19 protein-coding genes are annotated in these 17239 nt (G+C 72.5%); 15 read left to right on the top strand and 4 right to left on the bottom strand.

What is annotated here, in order from left to right; all coding sequences use genetic code 11:
• Window positions 1-3: 3 nt before the first annotated feature.
• Complete coding sequence (locus ACVWWH_RS10410; protein ID WP_457316521.1) at window positions 4-723, bottom strand: IclR family transcriptional regulator; 720 nt, start codon at window positions 721-723, stop codon at window positions 4-6.
• Window positions 724-889: 166 nt separating this feature from the next.
• Here ACVWWH_RS10410 and leuC point away from each other — a divergent pair, with 166 nt between their 5' ends.
• The 6 genes from leuC to ACVWWH_RS10380 all read left to right on the top strand — a co-directional run bounded on the left by leuC (window position 890) and on the right by ACVWWH_RS10380 (window position 7346).
• Window positions 890-2329 (top strand): 3-isopropylmalate dehydratase large subunit, encoded by a 1440-nt coding sequence (leuC, locus tag ACVWWH_RS10405; protein WP_457316520.1) that lies wholly within the window; start codon window positions 890-892, stop codon window positions 2327-2329.
• Window positions 2330-2342: 13 nt separating this feature from the next.
• On the top strand, window positions 2343-2942 hold the full coding sequence (gene leuD, locus ACVWWH_RS10400; protein WP_066498322.1) for a 3-isopropylmalate dehydratase small subunit: 600 nt from the start codon (window positions 2343-2345) through the stop codon (window positions 2940-2942).
• A 129-nt stretch (window positions 2943-3071) separates the two neighbouring features.
• On the top strand, window positions 3072-4397 hold the full coding sequence (murA, locus tag ACVWWH_RS10395) for a UDP-N-acetylglucosamine 1-carboxyvinyltransferase (RefSeq protein ID WP_066498315.1): 1326 nt from the start codon (window positions 3072-3074) through the stop codon (window positions 4395-4397).
• A gap of 20 nt (window positions 4398-4417) precedes the next feature.
• Window positions 4418-5176: a lysophospholipid acyltransferase family protein gene (locus tag ACVWWH_RS10390; RefSeq protein WP_457316557.1), complete on the top strand. Its 759-nt coding sequence runs from the start codon at window positions 4418-4420 to the stop codon at window positions 5174-5176.
• 50 nt (window positions 5177-5226) lie between these two features.
• Entirely contained in the window at window positions 5227-6225 is a 999-nt protein-coding gene (locus ACVWWH_RS10385; RefSeq protein WP_457316556.1) for an NAD(P)H-dependent glycerol-3-phosphate dehydrogenase, read from the top strand.
• A complete protein-coding gene (locus tag ACVWWH_RS10380) occupies window positions 6210-7346 on the top strand; it encodes a D-alanine--D-alanine ligase family protein (RefSeq protein ID WP_066502426.1) in 1137 nt (378 codons plus the stop codon). Before ACVWWH_RS10385 ends, ACVWWH_RS10380 begins: the two co-directional genes overlap by 16 nt.
• A gap of 22 nt (window positions 7347-7368) precedes the next feature.
• On the opposite strand, the gene ACVWWH_RS10375 is transcribed toward ACVWWH_RS10380, so the two are convergent.
• Window positions 7369-7935, bottom strand: coding sequence for a DUF3515 family protein (locus ACVWWH_RS10375; RefSeq protein WP_457316519.1), 567 nt, complete (start codon window positions 7933-7935; stop codon window positions 7369-7371).
• 69 nt (window positions 7936-8004) lie between these two features.
• Here ACVWWH_RS10375 and ACVWWH_RS10370 point away from each other — a divergent pair, with 69 nt between their 5' ends.
• From ACVWWH_RS10370 to ACVWWH_RS10345, 6 genes are all read left to right on the top strand, one after another.
• A complete protein-coding gene (locus ACVWWH_RS10370) occupies window positions 8005-9024 on the top strand; it encodes a thiamine-phosphate kinase (protein WP_457316518.1) in 1020 nt (339 codons plus the stop codon).
• A 22-nt stretch (window positions 9025-9046) separates the two neighbouring features.
• Window positions 9047-10039 carry a DAK2 domain-containing protein gene (locus tag ACVWWH_RS10365; protein WP_066502421.1) on the top strand — a complete coding sequence of 331 codons (993 nt, stop codon included), beginning with the start codon at window positions 9047-9049 and terminating at the stop codon, window positions 10037-10039.
• Complete coding sequence (locus ACVWWH_RS10360) at window positions 10029-12254, top strand: ATP-dependent DNA helicase RecG (RefSeq protein WP_457316517.1); 2226 nt, start codon at window positions 10029-10031, stop codon at window positions 12252-12254. Before ACVWWH_RS10365 ends, ACVWWH_RS10360 begins: the two co-directional genes overlap by 11 nt.
• Window positions 12255-12272: 18 nt before the next feature.
• Window positions 12273-12890, top strand: coding sequence for a 16S rRNA (guanine(966)-N(2))-methyltransferase RsmD (gene rsmD, locus ACVWWH_RS10355; RefSeq protein ID WP_066498311.1), 618 nt, complete (start codon window positions 12273-12275; stop codon window positions 12888-12890).
• Window positions 12887-13333 (top strand): hypothetical protein, encoded by a 447-nt coding sequence (locus ACVWWH_RS10350; protein ID WP_066498310.1) that lies wholly within the window; start codon window positions 12887-12889, stop codon window positions 13331-13333. The genes rsmD and ACVWWH_RS10350 overlap by 4 nt, the downstream gene beginning before the upstream one ends.
• A 189-nt stretch (window positions 13334-13522) precedes the next feature.
• A complete protein-coding gene (locus ACVWWH_RS10345) occupies window positions 13523-13720 on the top strand; it encodes a hypothetical protein (RefSeq protein ID WP_066498309.1) in 198 nt (65 codons plus the stop codon).
• A 3-nt stretch (window positions 13721-13723) separates the two neighbouring features.
• On the opposite strand, the gene ACVWWH_RS10340 is transcribed toward ACVWWH_RS10345, so the two are convergent.
• Complete coding sequence (locus ACVWWH_RS10340) at window positions 13724-14509, bottom strand: spermidine synthase (RefSeq protein ID WP_457316516.1); 786 nt, start codon at window positions 14507-14509, stop codon at window positions 13724-13726.
• Complete coding sequence (locus ACVWWH_RS10335; RefSeq protein ID WP_457316515.1) at window positions 14506-15735, bottom strand: aminotransferase class I/II-fold pyridoxal phosphate-dependent enzyme; 1230 nt, start codon at window positions 15733-15735, stop codon at window positions 14506-14508. Before ACVWWH_RS10335 ends, ACVWWH_RS10340 begins: the two co-directional genes overlap by 4 nt.
• Window positions 15736-15816: 81 nt before the next feature.
• Here ACVWWH_RS10335 and coaD point away from each other — a divergent pair, with 81 nt between their 5' ends.
• The 3 genes from coaD to rpmF all read left to right on the top strand — a co-directional run bounded on the left by coaD (window position 15817) and on the right by rpmF (window position 17227).
• Window positions 15817-16299 carry a pantetheine-phosphate adenylyltransferase gene (coaD, locus tag ACVWWH_RS10330; RefSeq protein WP_066498299.1) on the top strand — a complete coding sequence of 161 codons (483 nt, stop codon included), beginning with the start codon at window positions 15817-15819 and terminating at the stop codon, window positions 16297-16299.
• Window positions 16300-16461: 162 nt separating this feature from the next.
• Entirely contained in the window at window positions 16462-16992 is a 531-nt protein-coding gene (locus ACVWWH_RS10325) for a YceD family protein (RefSeq protein ID WP_066498297.1), read from the top strand.
• A gap of 31 nt (window positions 16993-17023) precedes the next feature.
• Complete coding sequence (gene rpmF / locus ACVWWH_RS10320) at window positions 17024-17227, top strand: 50S ribosomal protein L32 (protein WP_066498296.1); 204 nt, start codon at window positions 17024-17026, stop codon at window positions 17225-17227.
• Window positions 17228-17239 lie beyond the last annotated feature (12 nt).

The following is a 17239-nucleotide window of genomic DNA, read 5'->3' as shown; positions in this document are numbered from 1 at the left end:
CGGCTAGTCGTTGCCCTTGCGCAGGGCCTCGGTCAGCAGCCGTCCGGCGTTGCAGATGACCTCAGCATGCTGGCGGCCCGGCTGGCGGGTCAAGCGCTCGATCGGGCCGGAGATGGACACCGCGGCGATCACCCTGCCGGAGGGCCCGCGCACCGGGGCGGAGACCGAGGCGACCCCCGGCTCGCGTTCGCCGAGCGACTGGGCCCAGCCCCGGCGTCGGACGCCGGCGAGCACGGTGGGGCTGAACCGGGCGTTGTGGAGCCCCTCGAGGAGCCGGTCGTGGTCCTCCCAGGCGACGAGGATCTGGGCCGCGGAGCCGGCCTTCATGCTCAGCTGCGTGCCCACGGGGATCGTGTCGCGCAGGCCCACGGGGCGCTCCGCGGACGCCACGCACACGCGCCAGTCACCCTGGCGGCGGAAGATCTGCGCGCTCTCGCCCGTCGCGTCGCGCAGCTGCATCAGGATGGGGCCCGCTGCCGCGATGAGCCGGTCCTCCCCGGCGGCGGAGGCGAGCTCGACGAGGCGGGACCCGAGCACGAACCGGCCCTGCATGTCCCGGGCCACGAGGCGGTGGTGCACGAGGGCAAGGGCCAGGCGGTGCACCGTCGGACGGGCCAGGCCCGTGGCCGCCACGAGCTGGGCGAGCGTGGTGGGGCCCGCCTCGAGCGCATCGAGTACGAGGGCGGCCTTGTCGATCACACCGACGCCACTAGTATTGTCCATAGGTTGATATTGGCGTCTCAATATCTGAGATGCAAGTCGGCGGGGTGGCCAGCGCGGCCCGACCGCTGGTCCACTGGGTACAAGGCAGCCGGGATGGTGGCCAGACGGGCGCTGGCCGGACCAGTGCCCGGTCATCAACACTGGCACGAGTCGGAGGGAGCAGGCCGTGGGACGCACACTGGCCGAGAAGGTCTGGGACGCGCACGTGGTGCGCAAGGGCGAGGAAGGGCAGCCTGATCTGCTCTACATCGACCTCCACCTCGTGCACGAGGTCACGTCCCCGCAGGCGTTCGAGGGCCTCCGCCTCGCCGGGCGGCGTCTGCGCCGCCCGGACCTGACGATCGCCACCGAGGACCACAACACGCCCACGATCGACATCGACAAGCCGATCGCTGATCCGACGAGCCGCACCCAGATCGAGACGCTGCGGACCAACTGCGCCGAGTTCGGGGTGCGCCTGCACTCGCTCGGCGACAAGGAGCAGGGCATCGTGCACGTCGTCGGGCCCCAGCTCGGGCTCACGCAGCCGGGCCTGACCATCGTGTGCGGCGACTCGCACACCTCCACCCACGGCGCTTTCGGCGCCCTCGCGATGGGCATCGGCACGTCCGAGGTCGAGCACGTCATGGCGACCCAGACGCTGCCGCTGAAGCCGTTCAAGACGATGGCCGTCACGGTGGAGGGCACGCTCAAGCCCGGCGTGAGCAGCAAGGACATCATCCTCGCCGTCATCGCCAAGATCGGCACCGGCGGGGGCCAGGGGTACGTCCTCGAATACCGGGGATCAGCGATCCGCGCGCTGTCGATGGAAGCCCGCATGACGATCTGCAACATGTCGATCGAGGCCGGCGCCCGTGCCGGGATGGTCGCCCCGGACGAGACCACCTACGCCTTCATGAAGGGCCGCCCCCACGCCCCGCAGGGCGCAGACTGGGACACGGCGGTCGAGTACTGGGACACCCTCCGCACCGATGACGACGCCGTGTTCGACGCCGAGGTCTTCCTCGACGCCGACGAGCTCGAGCCGTTCGTCACGTGGGGCACCAATCCCGGCCAGGGCGTGTCCCTCTCCCAGTCCGTGCCGGACCCGGAGAAGATGGCGGACGAGAACGCCAAGGCCAACGCCCGCCGCGCCCTGGAGTACATGGGCCTCGCCGCGGGCACGCCGATGAAGGACATCCGGGTCGACACCGTCTTCCTCGGCTCCTGCACCAACTCGCGCCTGGAGGACCTGCGCGCCGCCGCCGAGATCGTCCGCGGCCGCACGAAGGACCCGAACGTGCGGATGATGGTGGTCCCCGGCTCTGCCCGGGTGCGCCTCGAGGCCGAGGCCGAGGGCCTGGACAAGGTCTTCACCGAGTTCGGGGCCGAGTGGCGCTTCGCCGGCTGCTCGATGTGCCTGGGCATGAACCCTGACCAGCTCCAGCCGGGGGAGCGGTGCGCGTCCACCTCGAACCGCAACTTCGAGGGCCGCCAGGGCAAGGGCGGGCGCACCCACCTCGTCTCGCCCGTCGTCGCGGCCGCCACCGCGGTCCGCGGGACCCTCTCGTCCCCGTCGGACCTCGACCCCGTCCCCGCGGACACCGCCGCCGGCGCGGCCGCCTAAGGAAGGACCAGCCATGGAGAAGTTCACCACCCACACCGGCATCGGCGTGCCGCTGCGCCAGTCCAACGTCGACACCGACCAGATCATCCCGGCGGTGTTCCTCAAGCGCATCACCCGCACGGGCTTCGAGGACGCCCTCTTCGCCTCCTGGCGCAAGGACGAGTCCTTCATCCTCAACCAGGCCCCCTTCGATGCCGGCTCGGTGCTCGTGGCCGGCCCGGACTTCGGCACCGGCTCCTCCCGCGAGCACGCCGTCTGGGCGCTGAAGGACTACGGCTTCAAGGTGGTCCTCTCCTCGCGGTTCGCGGACATCTTCCGCGGCAACTCGGGCAAGCAGGGCCTCCTGGCCGCCGTCGTGGCCCAGGACGACATCGAGCTCATCTGGAAGGAGCTCGAGAACCACCCCGGCACCCAGATCACGGTCGACCTCACCTCCAAGACCGTCACGTGCGCCACCATCGTCGCGCCGTTCGAGATCGACGACTACACGCGCTGGCGGCTGCTCGAGGGCCTCGACGACATCGGCCTGACCCTCCAGCACGAGGACGCCATCACCGCCTACGAGGCAGAGCGGCCCTCTTTCAAGCCCACCACCCTCCCAGCCAAGGCCTGAGGGGCCGACGCGCCACGAAGCTCGCCCCGGGGTTTTCGCTGCCCCGGGCGCGAGCTTCTATGCTTAGCAGGGTCTCCGCACGGGCGGGGCTGCAGGAGGGCTATGGGGGCCAGTGAGGAAAAGGTGCGCATGAGCAGTGTTCTGACCATCCGGGGCGGCATCCCCCTTACGGGCAAGGTGACGGTCCGGGGCGCGAAGAACCTCGTCCCCAAGGCCATGGTGGCGGCGCTGCTGGGCAACGAGCCGTCCAGGCTCCGCAATGTGCCGGAGATCCAGGACGTCGACATCGTCACGAGCCTCCTCCAGCTGCACGGCGTCGCGGTCGAGCGGGACGCCACGACGGGGGACCTCACCCTCGATCCCACCAATGCCAAGACCGCCAGGGTCGCCGACATCGACGCCCACGCCGGCGACTCCCGCATCCCGATCCTGCTCTGCGGGCCGCTCATCCACTCGATCGGGGAGGCCTTCATCCCCGACCTCGGCGGCTGCCGGATCGGCGACCGCCCCATCGACTACCACCTCGACGTCCTGCGCCAGTTCGGCGCCGTCGTCGACAAGCGCCCCGGCGGCATCAGCATCTCTGCGCCGCGCGGGCTCAGGGGCGCCAAGATCACCCTCCCGTACCCGAGCGTGGGGGCCACCGAGCAGGTGCTCCTCACCGCGACGCGCGCCGAGGGCGTCACCGAGCTCAAGGGCGCGGCCATCGAGCCCGAGATCATGGACCTCGTCGCGGTGCTGCAGAAGATGGGCGCGATCATCGCCGTCCTCAACGACCGCACCATCCGCATCGAGGGCGTGCCCGAGCTCGGCGGCTACACCCACCGCGCCCTCTCCGACCGCAACGAGGCAGCATCGTGGGCCTCGGCCGCCCTGGCGACCCACGGCGACATCTTCGTCGAGGGCGCGAGCCAGCGCGACATGATGACCTTCCTCAACGTCTACCGCAAGCTCGGCGGGGGCCTCTCGATCGAGGACGAGGGCATCCGGTTCTTCCACCCGGGCGGCAAGCTCTCGCCGCTCGTGCTCGAGACCGATGTCCACCCCGGCTTCATGACCGACTGGCAGCAGCCGCTCGTCGTCGCCCTGACCCAGGCCGAGGGCGTGTCGATCGTGCACGAGACCGTGTACGAGAACCGCTTCGGCTTCACCGAGGCCCTGGGCCGCATGGGTGCGACCATCCAGCTGCACCGCGAGTGCCTCGGGAGCGTGCCCTGCCGCTTCGGCCAGCGGAACTTCCTGCATTCGGCGGTCATCTCGGGCGCCACGCCGCTGCACGGCGCCGACTTCGACGTCCCCGACCTCCGCGGCGGCTTCAGCCACCTCATCGCCGCGCTCGCGGCCGACGGCGTCTCCCGCGCCACCGGGGTGGGCGTCATCCGCCGCGGGTACGAGTACTTCACCGAGAAGCTCGGCGCACTGGGCGCCGACTTCGACCTCGAGGAGGGCCAGTGAGCCGCGCCCCGAAGACGGCCCTGAGGGAGAGTGCCGGCGAGCGCATCGCGTTCGCGATCGCCGGCGCCGTGGTCCGGCCCCTCCTGAACCTGCTGATGCGCAAGGAGTGGCGCGGCACCGAGAAGCTCGTCGGGCTCCCCGGCCGCGGCGGCTTCATCGCCTGCGTGAACCACTGCACGGAGATCGATCCGCTCACCGTGGGGCACATGCTCTACAACCAGGGGCGGCCGCCGCACTTCCTCGCCAAGGCCGGCCTGTTCAAGCCGCCGGTGCTGGGCCAGATCATGAGGGGCACCAAGCAGATCCCCGTGGACCGCGGGGGCACCGGGGCGGGCACCTCCCTCGAGGTCGCCCGCGAGGTCATCGACGAGGGCGGCGCGATCATCGTCTACCCCGAGGGCACCCTCACCCGCGATCCCGGGCTGTGGCCCATGAAGGGCCACACAGGGGCCGCCCGGCTCGCCCTCAAGACCGGCGCCCCGGTGATCCCGATCGCCCACTGGGGGGACCACGAGCTGTTCCCGCGCTACGCCAAGCGGCTCTATCCCTTCCCGCGCAAGAAGGCCGTGGTCCTCGTCGGGGATCCGGTGGACCTGTCCGATCTCATCGGGCGACCGCTGGACAAGACCACCCTCCTCGAGGCCACCGAGCGCATCATGGACGCGATCACCGGACTGCTCGCGGAGCTCCGCGGCGAGCAGCCCCCGGCCCAGCGGTGGGACCCGGCCCAGCACCAGCAGAGCCTCCACGGGCGCGACGTCGAGCGCGGCGGGGCCTGAGGGTGGCCGCAGAGCATCAGGGCCGCGAGCCGCTCGAACGCATCGCGGTCATGGGCGCCGGCAGCTGGGGGACCACCTTCGCCAAGGTCCTCGGCGACGCCGCGGAACACCACAGCAGCCGGCGCTCGATCCGGCTGTGGGGCCGCAGCCCAGAGGTGGTCGCCGACGTTGCCAGGCACCGGAACACCCGGTACCTCGGGGACATCGCCCTGCCCGCGGCCATCACCGCGACCCTGGACCCGGCCGAGGCGCTCGAGGGGGCACAGCTCGTGGTCCTCGCCGTGCCCGCGCAGTCCCTGCGCGCCCAGCTCACCGCCTGGAACGCGCACGTGCCGCGCGGCGCCGTCGTCCTGTCCCTCATGAAGGGGCTCGAGCTCGGCACCGACAAGCGGATGAGCGAGGTCATCGCCGAGGTCACGTCCCTGCCGGCCGAGCAGATCGCCGTGCTCTCCGGGCCCAACCTCGCCATGGAGATCGCGCGCTCCCAGCCCACGGGCGCCGTCGTGGCGTGCACGGACCACGGGACCGCGCAGTGGATCGCCGAGGCCTGCACCGCGCCGTACTTCCGCCCCTACATGAGCACGGACGTGACCGGGGTCGAGATCGGCGGCATCGTCAAGAACGTGATCGCCCTCGCCGTCGGGATCTGCGAGGGCAAGGAGATGGGCGACAACACGAAGGCCACCGTCATCACCCGGGGCCTGGCCGAGACCACCCGGCTCGCCGTGGCGCTCGGGGCAGACCTCACCACCATGTCCGGGCTCGCCGGGCTGGGCGACCTCGTGGCCACCTGCTCGTCCAAGCTCTCCAGGAACCACACCGCCGGGCGGCTGCTGGGGCAGGGGCTCGACGCCGAGGCCGTCGGCGCCCGCATGACCCAGGTGGCGGAAGGCATCAAGTCCGCCCCCGCCGTGCTCGAGCTCGCCCAGCGCCTCGGGGTGGACATGCCCATCACGGCCGGAGTCGTGGCCGTCCTGCGCGGCGAGCTGCCGGTGGGGAAGCTCGAACCGCTGCTGCTCGCGCGGCAGCTCAAATCAGAAGGCGACTAAGCGTGACAGAGACCAGGAAGACCCGCGTTGCCCTCCTCTTCGGCGGCCGCTCGAGCGAGCACGCCGTGAGCTGCGTGACCGCGGCGGGCGTCATGGGTGCGATCGACACGGACAAGTACGAGGTGGTGCCGGTCGGCATCACCCGGGCGGGGCAGTGGGTCCTTTCCCAGGGCGACTGGCACCAGTGGGCGCTCAATGCGGGGCAGCCGCCGGAGGTGGAGGCCAGCGCGGCCACGGTCCGGCTCGCCGAGGCCGATGGCTCCGCGCGCCTCATCGTCGCCGAGCCCAACCAGGTGCCCCGCGAGCTCGGCGACGTCGACGTCGTCTTCCCGCTCCTGCACGGCGCCTTCGGCGAGGACGGCACGATCCAGGGCCTCCTCGAGCTCGCCGACGTGCGGTACGTGGGCGCCGGCGTCCTCGCCTCCGCCGTGGGGATGGACAAGCACTTCATGAAGGTCGCCTTCGAGGCGGCCGGCCTCGCCGTCGGCCCGTACACGACGGTGACCGACAAGCAGTGGCGCCGCGACCCGCAGGAGGTGCGCGACGCCGTCGACCGCCTCGGCTACCCCGTGTTCGTCAAGCCCTGCCGCGCTGGCTCGTCGGTGGGCATCTCCAAGGTGGACCGCCCGGAGGACCTCGACGCCGCGATCGCCGAGGCGCGCCGGCACGACCTCCGCCTCGTCATCGAGGCCGCGATCGCGGGCCGGGAGATCGAGTGCGGCGTGCTCGAGGGCCGCGGCTGCGATGCGCCCCGGACGTCACTGCCGGGCGAGATCGTGGTCCAGGGCGGTGCGCACACCTTCTATGACTTCGCGGCGAAGTACGTCGAGAACGACGCGGCCTCGCTCTCATGTCCGGCGGACCTGCCGCCGGAGGCGATCGAGAAGGTGCGCGAGCTCGCCGCGACCGCGTTCGACGCCGTCTCCGCCGAGGGCCTCAGCCGCGTGGACTTCTTCTACACGCCCGAGGGCGAGTTCGTCATCAACGAGATCAACACCATGCCCGGGTTCACCCCGATCAGCATGTACCCGGCGATGTGGGCGGCGACGGGGCTGGGCTACCGGGAGCTGATCGACGAGCTCATCCAGCTCGCCCTCGACCGTCCCACCGGCCTGCGGTAGCGGCCGCGCCGGCAGGCGCGGCTCAGCCCTTCGCCGGCAGCGTGGCCAGGTCCTCCTGGCCCACGCAGTGGCGGGTGGCCGGGATCTTCGCCACGGCCGGGGACAGGCTCGCCAGAACAGTCGCGGAGCTTGCCCGGCTCGCATCGAGCAGCAGTTCCGTGGCCGGCTCCCGGCCGAATGTGGTGAGCGTGTAGGTGCCCCCGTCGCCGGCCCCGGCCGCGCCGCCCGCCGCCGCTCCCGGCGAGGACGCGCCTGGCGTCGCGGGGGAGTCCTGCCTGATCACCCAGTCGACGCCGTTGACGCTCACGCACCGGTCCGTCGTGGGACCCGGCGAGGGCACGCCGCAGCGGAGCACGACGGCGGCCGGGTCGCCCCACGCCGCTGTCGCCTGGCTCGTCGTGGTGCGCAGCTGGGCATCGCCGATCGTGTCCGGGAGGGCCAGCATGAGCGGGGCGCACGCAGGGTTGGCCGCGTCCGCGGCCGGCTGCACGGAGACCGGGGCGGAGCACCCGGCCAGCGCGGCGACGAGGCCGACGAGCGCCGCCGGGATGCCGTACCGGGCTGCGCGGGCGTGGCTTCGTGCGGACATGCTTCTCCATCCGGGCGGGGCTAGGGGGTTCCTCCAGACTACCGCCGCCCGCGCCGATAGGCTGGGTCCGTGACCGATTCCCAGCGCCTGGCGGCGCGCGTGAACGAGGTGAGCGAGCGGGAGCTGCTCGAGCGGATCTTCCCCCGGCTGGCGGTCCTCGGATCGCCGATCCTCGGCCCGGGGGACGACGCCGCCGTGCTCGCGGCCCCGGACGGCCGGGTGGTGGTCAGCACGGACACGCAGACCGAGGGACAGGACTTCCGGCTCACCTGGCCCAACGGGTACCGGACCGCGGGCGCGGACGTGGGCTGGAAGGCCGCGGCCCAGAACCTCAGCGACATCAATGCCATGGGCGCGGTCGCGACCGGCATGGTGGTGAGCCTGACCCTGCCGGCGGAGACCGAGGTGGCCTGGGTCGAGGGCCTCGCCGACGGGCTCGTCGAGGCCATCGTGGGGCTCGGAGCCCCTGGCTGCACCGTCGCCGGCGGCGACCTCGGCCTCGGCGGCGAGCTCTCGGTGACCGTCACAGTCCTCGGAAGCCTCGAGGGGCGCGCCCCCGTGCTGCGCTCCGGCGCCCGGCCCGGGGATGTCGTGGCCGTCGCCGGGAAGCTCGGCACAGCGGCCGCCGGGCTCGCCCTGCTCGAGCACGGGCCGCGGTACGCCGGCCTCGGCGAGGAGGCCCGCGGCGTCATCCGCGCCTTCTGCCGCCCGCAGCCGCCGCTTGCCGCAGGCCCCGCCGCCGCACGCGCCGGCGCCACCGCGCTCATGGACCTCTCCGACGGCCTGCTCAAGGATGGGGACCGCCTGGGACGGGCGAGCGGCGTCGTGCTCGACCTCGACCCGGCCGTGCTCGCGGCCCACGCGGCGCTCCTGGCCGGCCCGGCCGCGGCCGTGGGAGCGGAGCCCCTGCGGTGGGTGCTGGGCGGGGGAGAGGACCACGGCCTGCTCGCGGCGTTCCCGCCCTCTTCACAGCTGCCTGAAGGATTCACTGCGATAGGCTCGGTGGTGCCTCCGGCCGGCGGGCCGGGTGGGGTGGCCATCGGCGGGCGCCCCGCGGAACCGAGCGGATGGGACCACTTTGCACGCTAAGATCGCCTCGAACGCCGCTGCGATGCGGCGGTGGCTCGCCGACGCGGAGACCGCGCTCGCCAACCACAGCGACCGGCTCAACGCGATCAACATCTTCCCCGTGGCCGACGGCGACACCGGCACGAACCTGTACCACACCGTCCGTGCGGCCTCCACTGCCGCGGCCTCGACCGAGGGCACCGATCTCGGTCTGCTCCTCGGCGCCGCCGGCCAGGCCGCCATGGAGGAGGCCTGGGGCAACTCCGGCACCCTCTTCGCCGTCTTCCTCGACGCCTTCGCGGCGTCGCTGGCCGGCCACACGAGGCTCAGCGCCCCGCTGCTGGCCCGCGCCCTCCACCGTGCCCAGATCCGCGCATGGTCCGCGCTCAGCGAGCCCGTGGGCGGAACGATGCTCAGCGTCCTCGAGGCCGCCGCCGAGGGCGCTGCCGCGGCCGTCAGCGCCGAGGCCCACGAGGACAGCAACCTCGCGCTCGCGGCGGCGCTGGACGGCGCGGTCGAGGCCGCCCTCGGCGCCGTCGTCGAGACCGAGGCCCAGCTGGGCGTCCTGACGAGCGCGCGCGTGGTCGACGCCGGCGGCGTGGGCCTGCTCCTCGTCCTCGCCGCGCTGCGCACCACGGTCCTCGGCGAGGGCATCCCGGAGGACACCCTCGAGACGCTCCACGGCTTCAGGGTCCAGGACCCCCACATCCACGCTGCCCAGCCCGAGGCGCTCGGCGTCGAGATCATGTGCACGATCCAGCTCAGCCCGCTCGACGCCGCGGTGCTGCGCCAGCGGCTCGACGAGATCGGCGAGTCGGTCATCATGAGCCCGGTCGGCGCGTTCGACGACGAGGCGGGCCTGTGCCGCTGGCGCGTGCACGTCCACGTCGTGGACCCGGATGCCGCCGTCAGCCTCATCCGGCAGATCGGCGAACCGGAGCGCGTCGCGTTCACCGAGCTGCGCTCGCAGGGCCCGGGCACCAGCACGGAGGACTCCGCCGGGCAGATCACCGAGGGCAGCCGGCGTGGCCACTGAACGCGATCGGGACCTCACCCGGCTCGTGGGAGGCGCCTCCGCGAAGAAGCTCAAGGACCACCTCGGCCTGGTGACCGCGGGCGACCTGCTTGACTACTTCCCACGGCGGTACGCCGAACGCGGGGAGCTGACCAGCATCGCCGGGCTGCCGCTCGACTCGGACGTGACCCTGCTGGCGCGCGTGGTGAAGGCCACGAGCAGGAAGATGGCCACGCGCAAGGGCACCATCACCGACGTCGTGGTGACCGACGGCGCCGAGGGCGCCCTCGACACGATCAGCCTGACCTTCTTCAACAGCTTCGCGGCCTCGCGGCAGCTGCGTCCGGGGACGGTGGCGATGTTCTCCGGCCGCGTGGGCTCCTACCGGGGACGCCTCCAGCTGACCAACCCCGACTACGTCCTCCTCGACGCCGAGGCCGAGGACGGCGCGAGCGCCGAGGAACTGGCCGGCAAGCCCATCCCGGTGTACCCCGCCACGGCGAAGCTGCCGAGCTGGCGCATCGCCCAGGCTGTCGCGACGGTGCTCGGGCAGGTCGACCTCGAGGGCCTCGAGGACCCGATCCCGCAGCGGCTGCGCGCCGAGTACCGCCTGCCCGGCATCGCAGACGCCTACCGCATGATCCACGTCCCGGCCACGGCCGAGGAGTGGGCCGCCGCCCGGAGGCGGTTCCAGTACGAGGAGGCCCTCGTCCTGCAGACCGCCCTCGCGCGGCGCAAGGCCCAGCACGCCCAGCTCCCGTCCCGGCCGAGCCCCACGCGGCGGGGCGGCCTGCTCGACGCGTTCGACGCCGGGCTGCCGTTCACCCTCACCGAGGGCCAGCGGGAGGTCGGCGAGGTGCTCGCGCACGAGCTCGCCGCCGGGCACCCGATGAACCGGCTCCTGCAGGGCGAGGTCGGTTCGGGCAAGACCGTCGTGGCCCTCCGCGCGATGCTGCAGGTGGTCGACGACGGCGGCCAGGCCGCGCTCCTGGCCCCGACCGAGGTCCTCGCCGCCCAGCACTACGAGTCGATCCGGCGCACGCTCGGCCCGCTCGCCCGGGACGGCATCCTGGGAGCGGCCGACGGCGTCGAGGTGGTCCTGCTCACCGGCAGCCAGAGCGGGGCCGAGCGCAAGAGGTCCCTCCTCGCGGCGGCGAGCGGGGAGGCGGGGATCGTGGTGGGAACCCACGCCCTGCTCTCGGAGCAGGTGCAGTTCGCCGACCTCGGCCTCGTCGTGGTGGACGAGCAGCACCGCTTCGGCGTCGAGCAGCGCGACGCCCTGCGCGCCAAGAGCCTCGCCACCCCGCACCTGCTCGTCATGACCGCGACGCCCATCCCGCGGACCGTGGCCATGACCGTGTTCGGAGACCTCGAGACCTCGATGCTGCGCGAACTGCCCGCAGGCCGCGCCCCGATCGCGACCCACGTGGTGGGCCTGGCCGAGAACCCCTCGTGGGAGCGGCGCATCTGGGCCCGCGCCCGCGAGGAGATCGACGCCGGACGCCAGGTCTACATCGTCTGCCCGACCATCGGAGAGTCGGGCGACGACGAGGGCGACCTCGAGGCGCTCGACGAGGCGACCTGGGGCGGGACCGCGCTCGGTCCGTCCGAGGAGCCCAGCCCCGCCGCCTCGGTCGCGGCCACCCTGGAGCAGCTGGCCGGCGAGAGCGCCCTCGCGGGCACCCGGATCGCGGCCCTCCATGGCCGGCTCGACGGCGCCCAGAAGGCCTCGGCGATGGAGGGCTTCGCCGCGGGGACCACGGACCTGCTCGTCGCGACCACCGTCATCGAGGTCGGAGTCGACGTCCCGAACGCGACCCTCATGGTGATCCTCGACGCGGACCGCTTCGGCATCGCCCAGCTGCACCAGCTGCGGGGGCGCGTGGGCCGCGGCGGCCACGCGGGCACGTGCCTGCTCGTCACCTCGCTCGAACCCGGGCACCCGAGCAGGGAACGCCTCGACGCCGTGGCCGCGAGCACCGACGGGTTCGTCCTGGCCCAGAAGGACCTCGAGCACCGGCGGGAGGGCGACATCCTCGGCGCGTCCCAGTCCGGGAGGCGCTCGACCCTGCGGCTCCTGCGCGTCCTGCGGGACGCCGACGTCATCGAGCGCGCCCGCGCCGACGCCCTCGGCATCGTGGCCGAGGACCCGGGCCTCGAAGCGCACCCCGCGCTGAAGACGGCGATCGACGCATACCTGGAACCGGAGAAGGAGGTGTTCCTCGAGCGTGGCTGAGACGACTCGGGCCGCCCGATGAGCAGGATCATCGCGGGCATCATCGGCGGCACCCCCCTGGCCTCGGTGCCCGGATCGGCGACGCGGCCCACCACGGACCGCGTCAAGGAGGCCCTCTTCTCGCGCCTCGACGCGCTGGGCGTCCTCGCGCGGGCCCGGGTCCTCGACCTCTATGCGGGCTCCGGCGCCCTCGGAGTGGAGGCCGTGAGCCGAGGGGCCTCCACCGCTGAGCTCGTCGAAGCGGACGCGAAGGCGGTGGGCGTGTGCCAGCGCAACGCCCGGCTCGTCAACGACGCCGTGGGCCGCCGTGCCGTCACCGTGCACCGGGGCAAGGTGGGATCGTTCCTGGACACGACCGGGGCCGGCCGGCACTGGGACCTCGTGTTCATGGATCCCCCGTATCCGCTCGGGGAGGACCAGCTCTCCCGTGTCCTCGAGGCGCTCGCGCCCCACGTGGCCGAGGACGCCCTCATCGTCGTCGAACGCTCGGCCCGCTCGCCCGAGCCGGGCTGGCCCCAGGGCCTGCAGCACTTCGGCGAGCGCAAGTACGGGGAGACGCGCCTCTGGTTCGCGGAGCCCGCGGATCCGGACGCCGCGCCCGCGCCGTCCGGCTCCGCGGAGACCGTGGCGCCATGACGACCCTCATGACGACCCCGCTCTCGGCCGGCCTGCCGGTGCTCGTCCCCGCCGCGGACCTCGCCGCCGCCCCGCAGTGGTGGGAGCTCGTCGCCGCTCTCGCGCCCGTGGGCACGCTCGCCGCCGCGCTGGTTGCGGCCATCGTCGGACTCGGGACCATCCGCCAGCGCTCCTACTCGGACCGCCGCGCGGAGTTCTGGCGGCGGACCGAGTGGGCCCTCGAGGCCTCGACATCCCAGGACCCCCAGCTCGCGGCCATGGGCACCATGGTCCTGGCCAGCCTCGCCAAGAGCGACCTCATTGCCAGCGACGAGGAGCTGCAGCTGCTCGATGCCGTGTGGATCGACCCCATCGCGGAGGCCGAGGAGGCCGGCCTCGACGAGGAGCTCGGCGACGGCGAGGAGGACGGCTCCGGGGACGCGCCCGGCCCCGAGCGGACGTAGGCCCCAGCGGCCCCGCCGCGCCCCGGCCGAGCAGCGGACCGGCCGCGCGGTGGACGGGCCGCGCCGCCTGCGGCGAGGGCCGTGGACGGCCGGGGGCGGCTGAGGCGATACTGGAAGGGAGCCTGCGGCACAGGCCCTGATCCGCGGGCCCTCCGCGGTCAGGACGGTCAGGCACGAGAAGGAGGAGCCGTGAGCAAGCACGAGGCGCTCCCCGGCGAGGACACGGGGCGGCACACCGGCGAGAAGGCCGGAGAGCGGCGTCCGGGTGCCTCGGACCGCCGGGTCCAGATTGCCGCGGCGAAGCTGCGCGTCGTCCTCGATGAACGGCTCAACCGCCCGACCCCCGAGTGGGTCAAGCGGCTCGCCGAGCAGAAGCTCGCGAGCTGAAGGTCACCCCGCGAGCGGGTCGAGATCGACCCCGCGGACCAGGCGCGTGGGGTGCGGCCCTGCCGCCGGGAGGCCCGCGCTCCAGGACTCGGGCCATGCGCCCGTGAGCCCGATCGCCACGATGTTCCCCGGGAACCTCGCCGTGAACATCTCCGGTTCGGACAGCGCCGCGACCTCCCGGAAGACCGTCCGCATGGCGCCCAGCTGGGACCGAACGAGCGTCAGCGGCGGGTCGTCGCCGATGTTCACCAGCAGCACGCCGCCCGGGGCCAGGAGCTCCGCGGCCTCGGCGTAGAAGGCAGGCTCCGCGAGGTGGGCCGGTGCCTCGGGCCCTGAGAAGATGTCCAGCACGATCACGTCGAACGGCCCCCGCGCGGCGGCCTCCGGAAGCTGCCACCGGGCATCGCCGAGGTGGATGCTCAGATCGGTCCCCGGAGCCAGGGGGAGGCGCTCGAGCACGAAGTCGAGCAGCTCGCGCTCGAGCTCGACCGCCGCCTGGACCGACCCCGGCCGGGTCGCCGCGATGTACCTGGCGAGGGTGAGCGCGCCGGCACCGAGGTGGAGCGCCCGGAGCGGGGCCCCGGCGGGGGCCACAGCGTCGACGACGTTCGCGATCCGGCGCAGGTAGGCGTAGAAGACGTGGCCCGGGCGGGCGAGGTCCACGTGGGACTGCTCGGCGCCGCCGATCGAGAGCACGTACGCACCGGGGACGAGCGGGTCCGGTTCCACGGAAGCGTGCGCGCCGATGCCGCGGAGATACCGGCCCGGGCCGGCCCCGGCCGGCGTCACACGAGCTCCGCGAGCCGCGAGAGCCGGGTGGCAGCCTCGTGCAGGAGCGGCTCCTTCTTGCAGAAGGCGAAGCGCAGGAGCGACCGCGTCCGGCCGGCGCCCTCGGGATGGCAGAAGACGGAGACAGGGATGGCGGCGACGCCCACGAGCTCGGGCAGGCGCCGGGCGAGGTCCACGGCGCTGCCGAACCCGAGCCCCGCGGTGTCCGCCGTGATGAAGTAGGTGCCCTCGGGCCGGTAGACGTCCAGGCCGGCCGCCTCCAGGCCCTGGGCGAGGATGTCCCGCTTGGCCTTCAGCGCCGCGGCGATGCCCTCGAAGAAGCTGTCCGGGTAGCCCAGGCCGAGCGCGACCGCCTCCTGGAACGGGGTCCCGGAGCTGTAGGTGAGGAACTGCTTGATCGTGCGGACGCGCCCCACCAGCTCCTCCGGGCCGGTGACCCAGCCGACCTTCCAGCCGGTGAAGGAGAACGTCTTCCCCGCCGAGGAGATCGTCAGGGTGCGCTCGGCCGCCCCCGGGAGCGACGCGACGGGAACGTGGCGGGGGCCGAACACGAGGTGCTCGTAGACCTCGTCGGTGACGATCACGGCGTCGTGCTCCGCGGCCAGCGCGACGATCCGGGCGAGCACGTCGCGGCCGAACACGGCCCCGGTCGGGTTGTGGGGGTTGTTCACGACGACGACGCGCGTGCGCGAGCCGAACGCTGCCTCGAGCTCGGCCAGGTCGGGCTGGAACGAGGGAGCGCGAAGCGGCACGGTGACGTGCTCGGCGCCGGCGAGGCCGATCATGGCTCCGTAGGAGTCGTAGAACGGCTCGAAGGTGAGGACCTCGTCGCCCGGGCCCGCGAGGGCGAGGATGGCTCCGGCGATGCCCTCCGTCGCGCCGGTGGTGACGATGACCTCGCGCCACGGGTCGAGCGCGATCCCGTAGAAGCGCTCCTGGTGCGCCGCGACCGCCTCCCGCAGCCGCGGGATGCCCTGCCCGGGGGCGTACTGGTTGGCGCCGGAGAGGATCGCGGACCGGGCGGCCTCTGCCATCTCGGCCGGTCCGTCCTCGTCGGGGAAGCCCTGGCCGAGGTTGATCGCGCCGTGCCGGACCGCGAGGCCCGTCATCTCCTCGAAGATGGTCACGCCGAGCCTGCCGTCGGCGCCGAGGACGTTCGCCCCCGCTGCCGTGCGCTGCCACGCCGAGGCGTGCTGTCCTGCTGGTCCCTGCCCTGCGGAAGTCACCCGTCCATGCTATCGGCGCGGGCCACGCCGGTGGCCCCACGCGCCCGCGGCCGGCGAGGGGCCATGCAGTATGTTGGCCGTATGCGACGCGCGGTGTGCCCTGGCTCCTTCGACCCCATCCACAACGGGCATCTCGAGGTCATCGCCAGGGCCGCGAACCTCTTCGACGAGGTCATCGTCGCGGTGTCGACCAACTACGCGAAGAAGTACCGGTTCGGCCTCGAGGAGCGGCTCACCCTGGCCCGTCGGACCCTCGGGGCGATCAGCGGCATCCTCGTCGAGCCGATGGGGGAGGGCCTCCTCGCCGAGTTCTGCCGGGAACGGGGCGCGAGCGCGATCGTGAAGGGGCTCCGTTCGTCGTCCGACTTCGACTACGAGCTGCCGATGGCCATCATGAACCGGCAGCTCACCGGGGTCGAGACCGTGTTCCTCCCCGCTGAGGCCCACTACGTCCACCTCTCCTCGACGCTCGTCAAGGAGGTCCACGATCTCGGCGGGGACGTCGCGGACTATGTGCCCCGGTCGGTCCTCGCGCGGCTCGCCGAAACCCGTCCGCAGCACTGAGGACGCCGCCGGAGCCGCTAGAATGAATGGGCACCGCACGCTGGACACGGTCCCGGTGCGCCGCGGCACTGCTCGTTTTGGGCGTCGATGCCGCAGCGGCTAGGATAGTGTGTCGGTCTATGTTCTACAGGAGTTCTCATTAAGCGCGAAGCACGTTCGCCTTTGATGTTCGACGTCAAGGACCTCGGGCGCAGCCCGGGGAGTATGCGGACCCTTGAGGAGCATGTACCCGCGCCGGGTGAACTCGGCGTGGCGCTCATCGGCGTCAAGGAAGGGTCCCCCGTGGACCTGGACTTGACCTTCGAGTCAGTGCACGAGGGGATCTTGGTCTCGGGGACTGCGCACGTCACGGTAACGGGCGAGTGCGGCCGCTGCCTGGATCCCATCGAGTACGGACTCGACGCCGAGGTGCAAGAGCTTTTCTTCTTCGAGGGCCCGGGGCTCTCGGACGGAGAAGACGATGAAGAGCAACGTCGAGTCGAGCACGATTCCATCGATCTTGAGCCGGTGTTGCGGGACGCAGTGGTACCGCTGCTGCCGTTCCAGCCGGTGTGCCGGGAAGACTGCGAGGGCCTGTGCTCCGAATGCGGAGTGCGTCTTGCGGACGAGCCGGGGCACCACCATGAGGTCGTCGACCCCCGGTGGGCTGCCTTGGCAGATCTGGCGAAGCCAGACCGGCACGACGATGAGTAAGTGTTGGCACTAAGAGAGAAATGAGTTAGCCGTGGCTGTTCCCAAGCGGAAGATGTCTCGCTCGAATACCCGCGCCCGCCGCTCGCAGTGGAAGGCCTCCGTTCCCACGCTGGTCAAGACCGTTGAGAACGGCCGCGTGACGTACAGCCTTCCCCACCAGGCCAAGGTCGTCACCGACTCGGCCGGGACCGAGCTGTTCCTCGAGTACAAGGGCCGCAAGGTCGCCGACGTCTGATCCGGCGGAATC

The organism is Sinomonas sp. RB5, from assembly GCF_054063535.1.
Note: the sequence above shows the minus strand (reverse complement) of the source record. Positions and strands in the feature narration are given on the sequence as shown.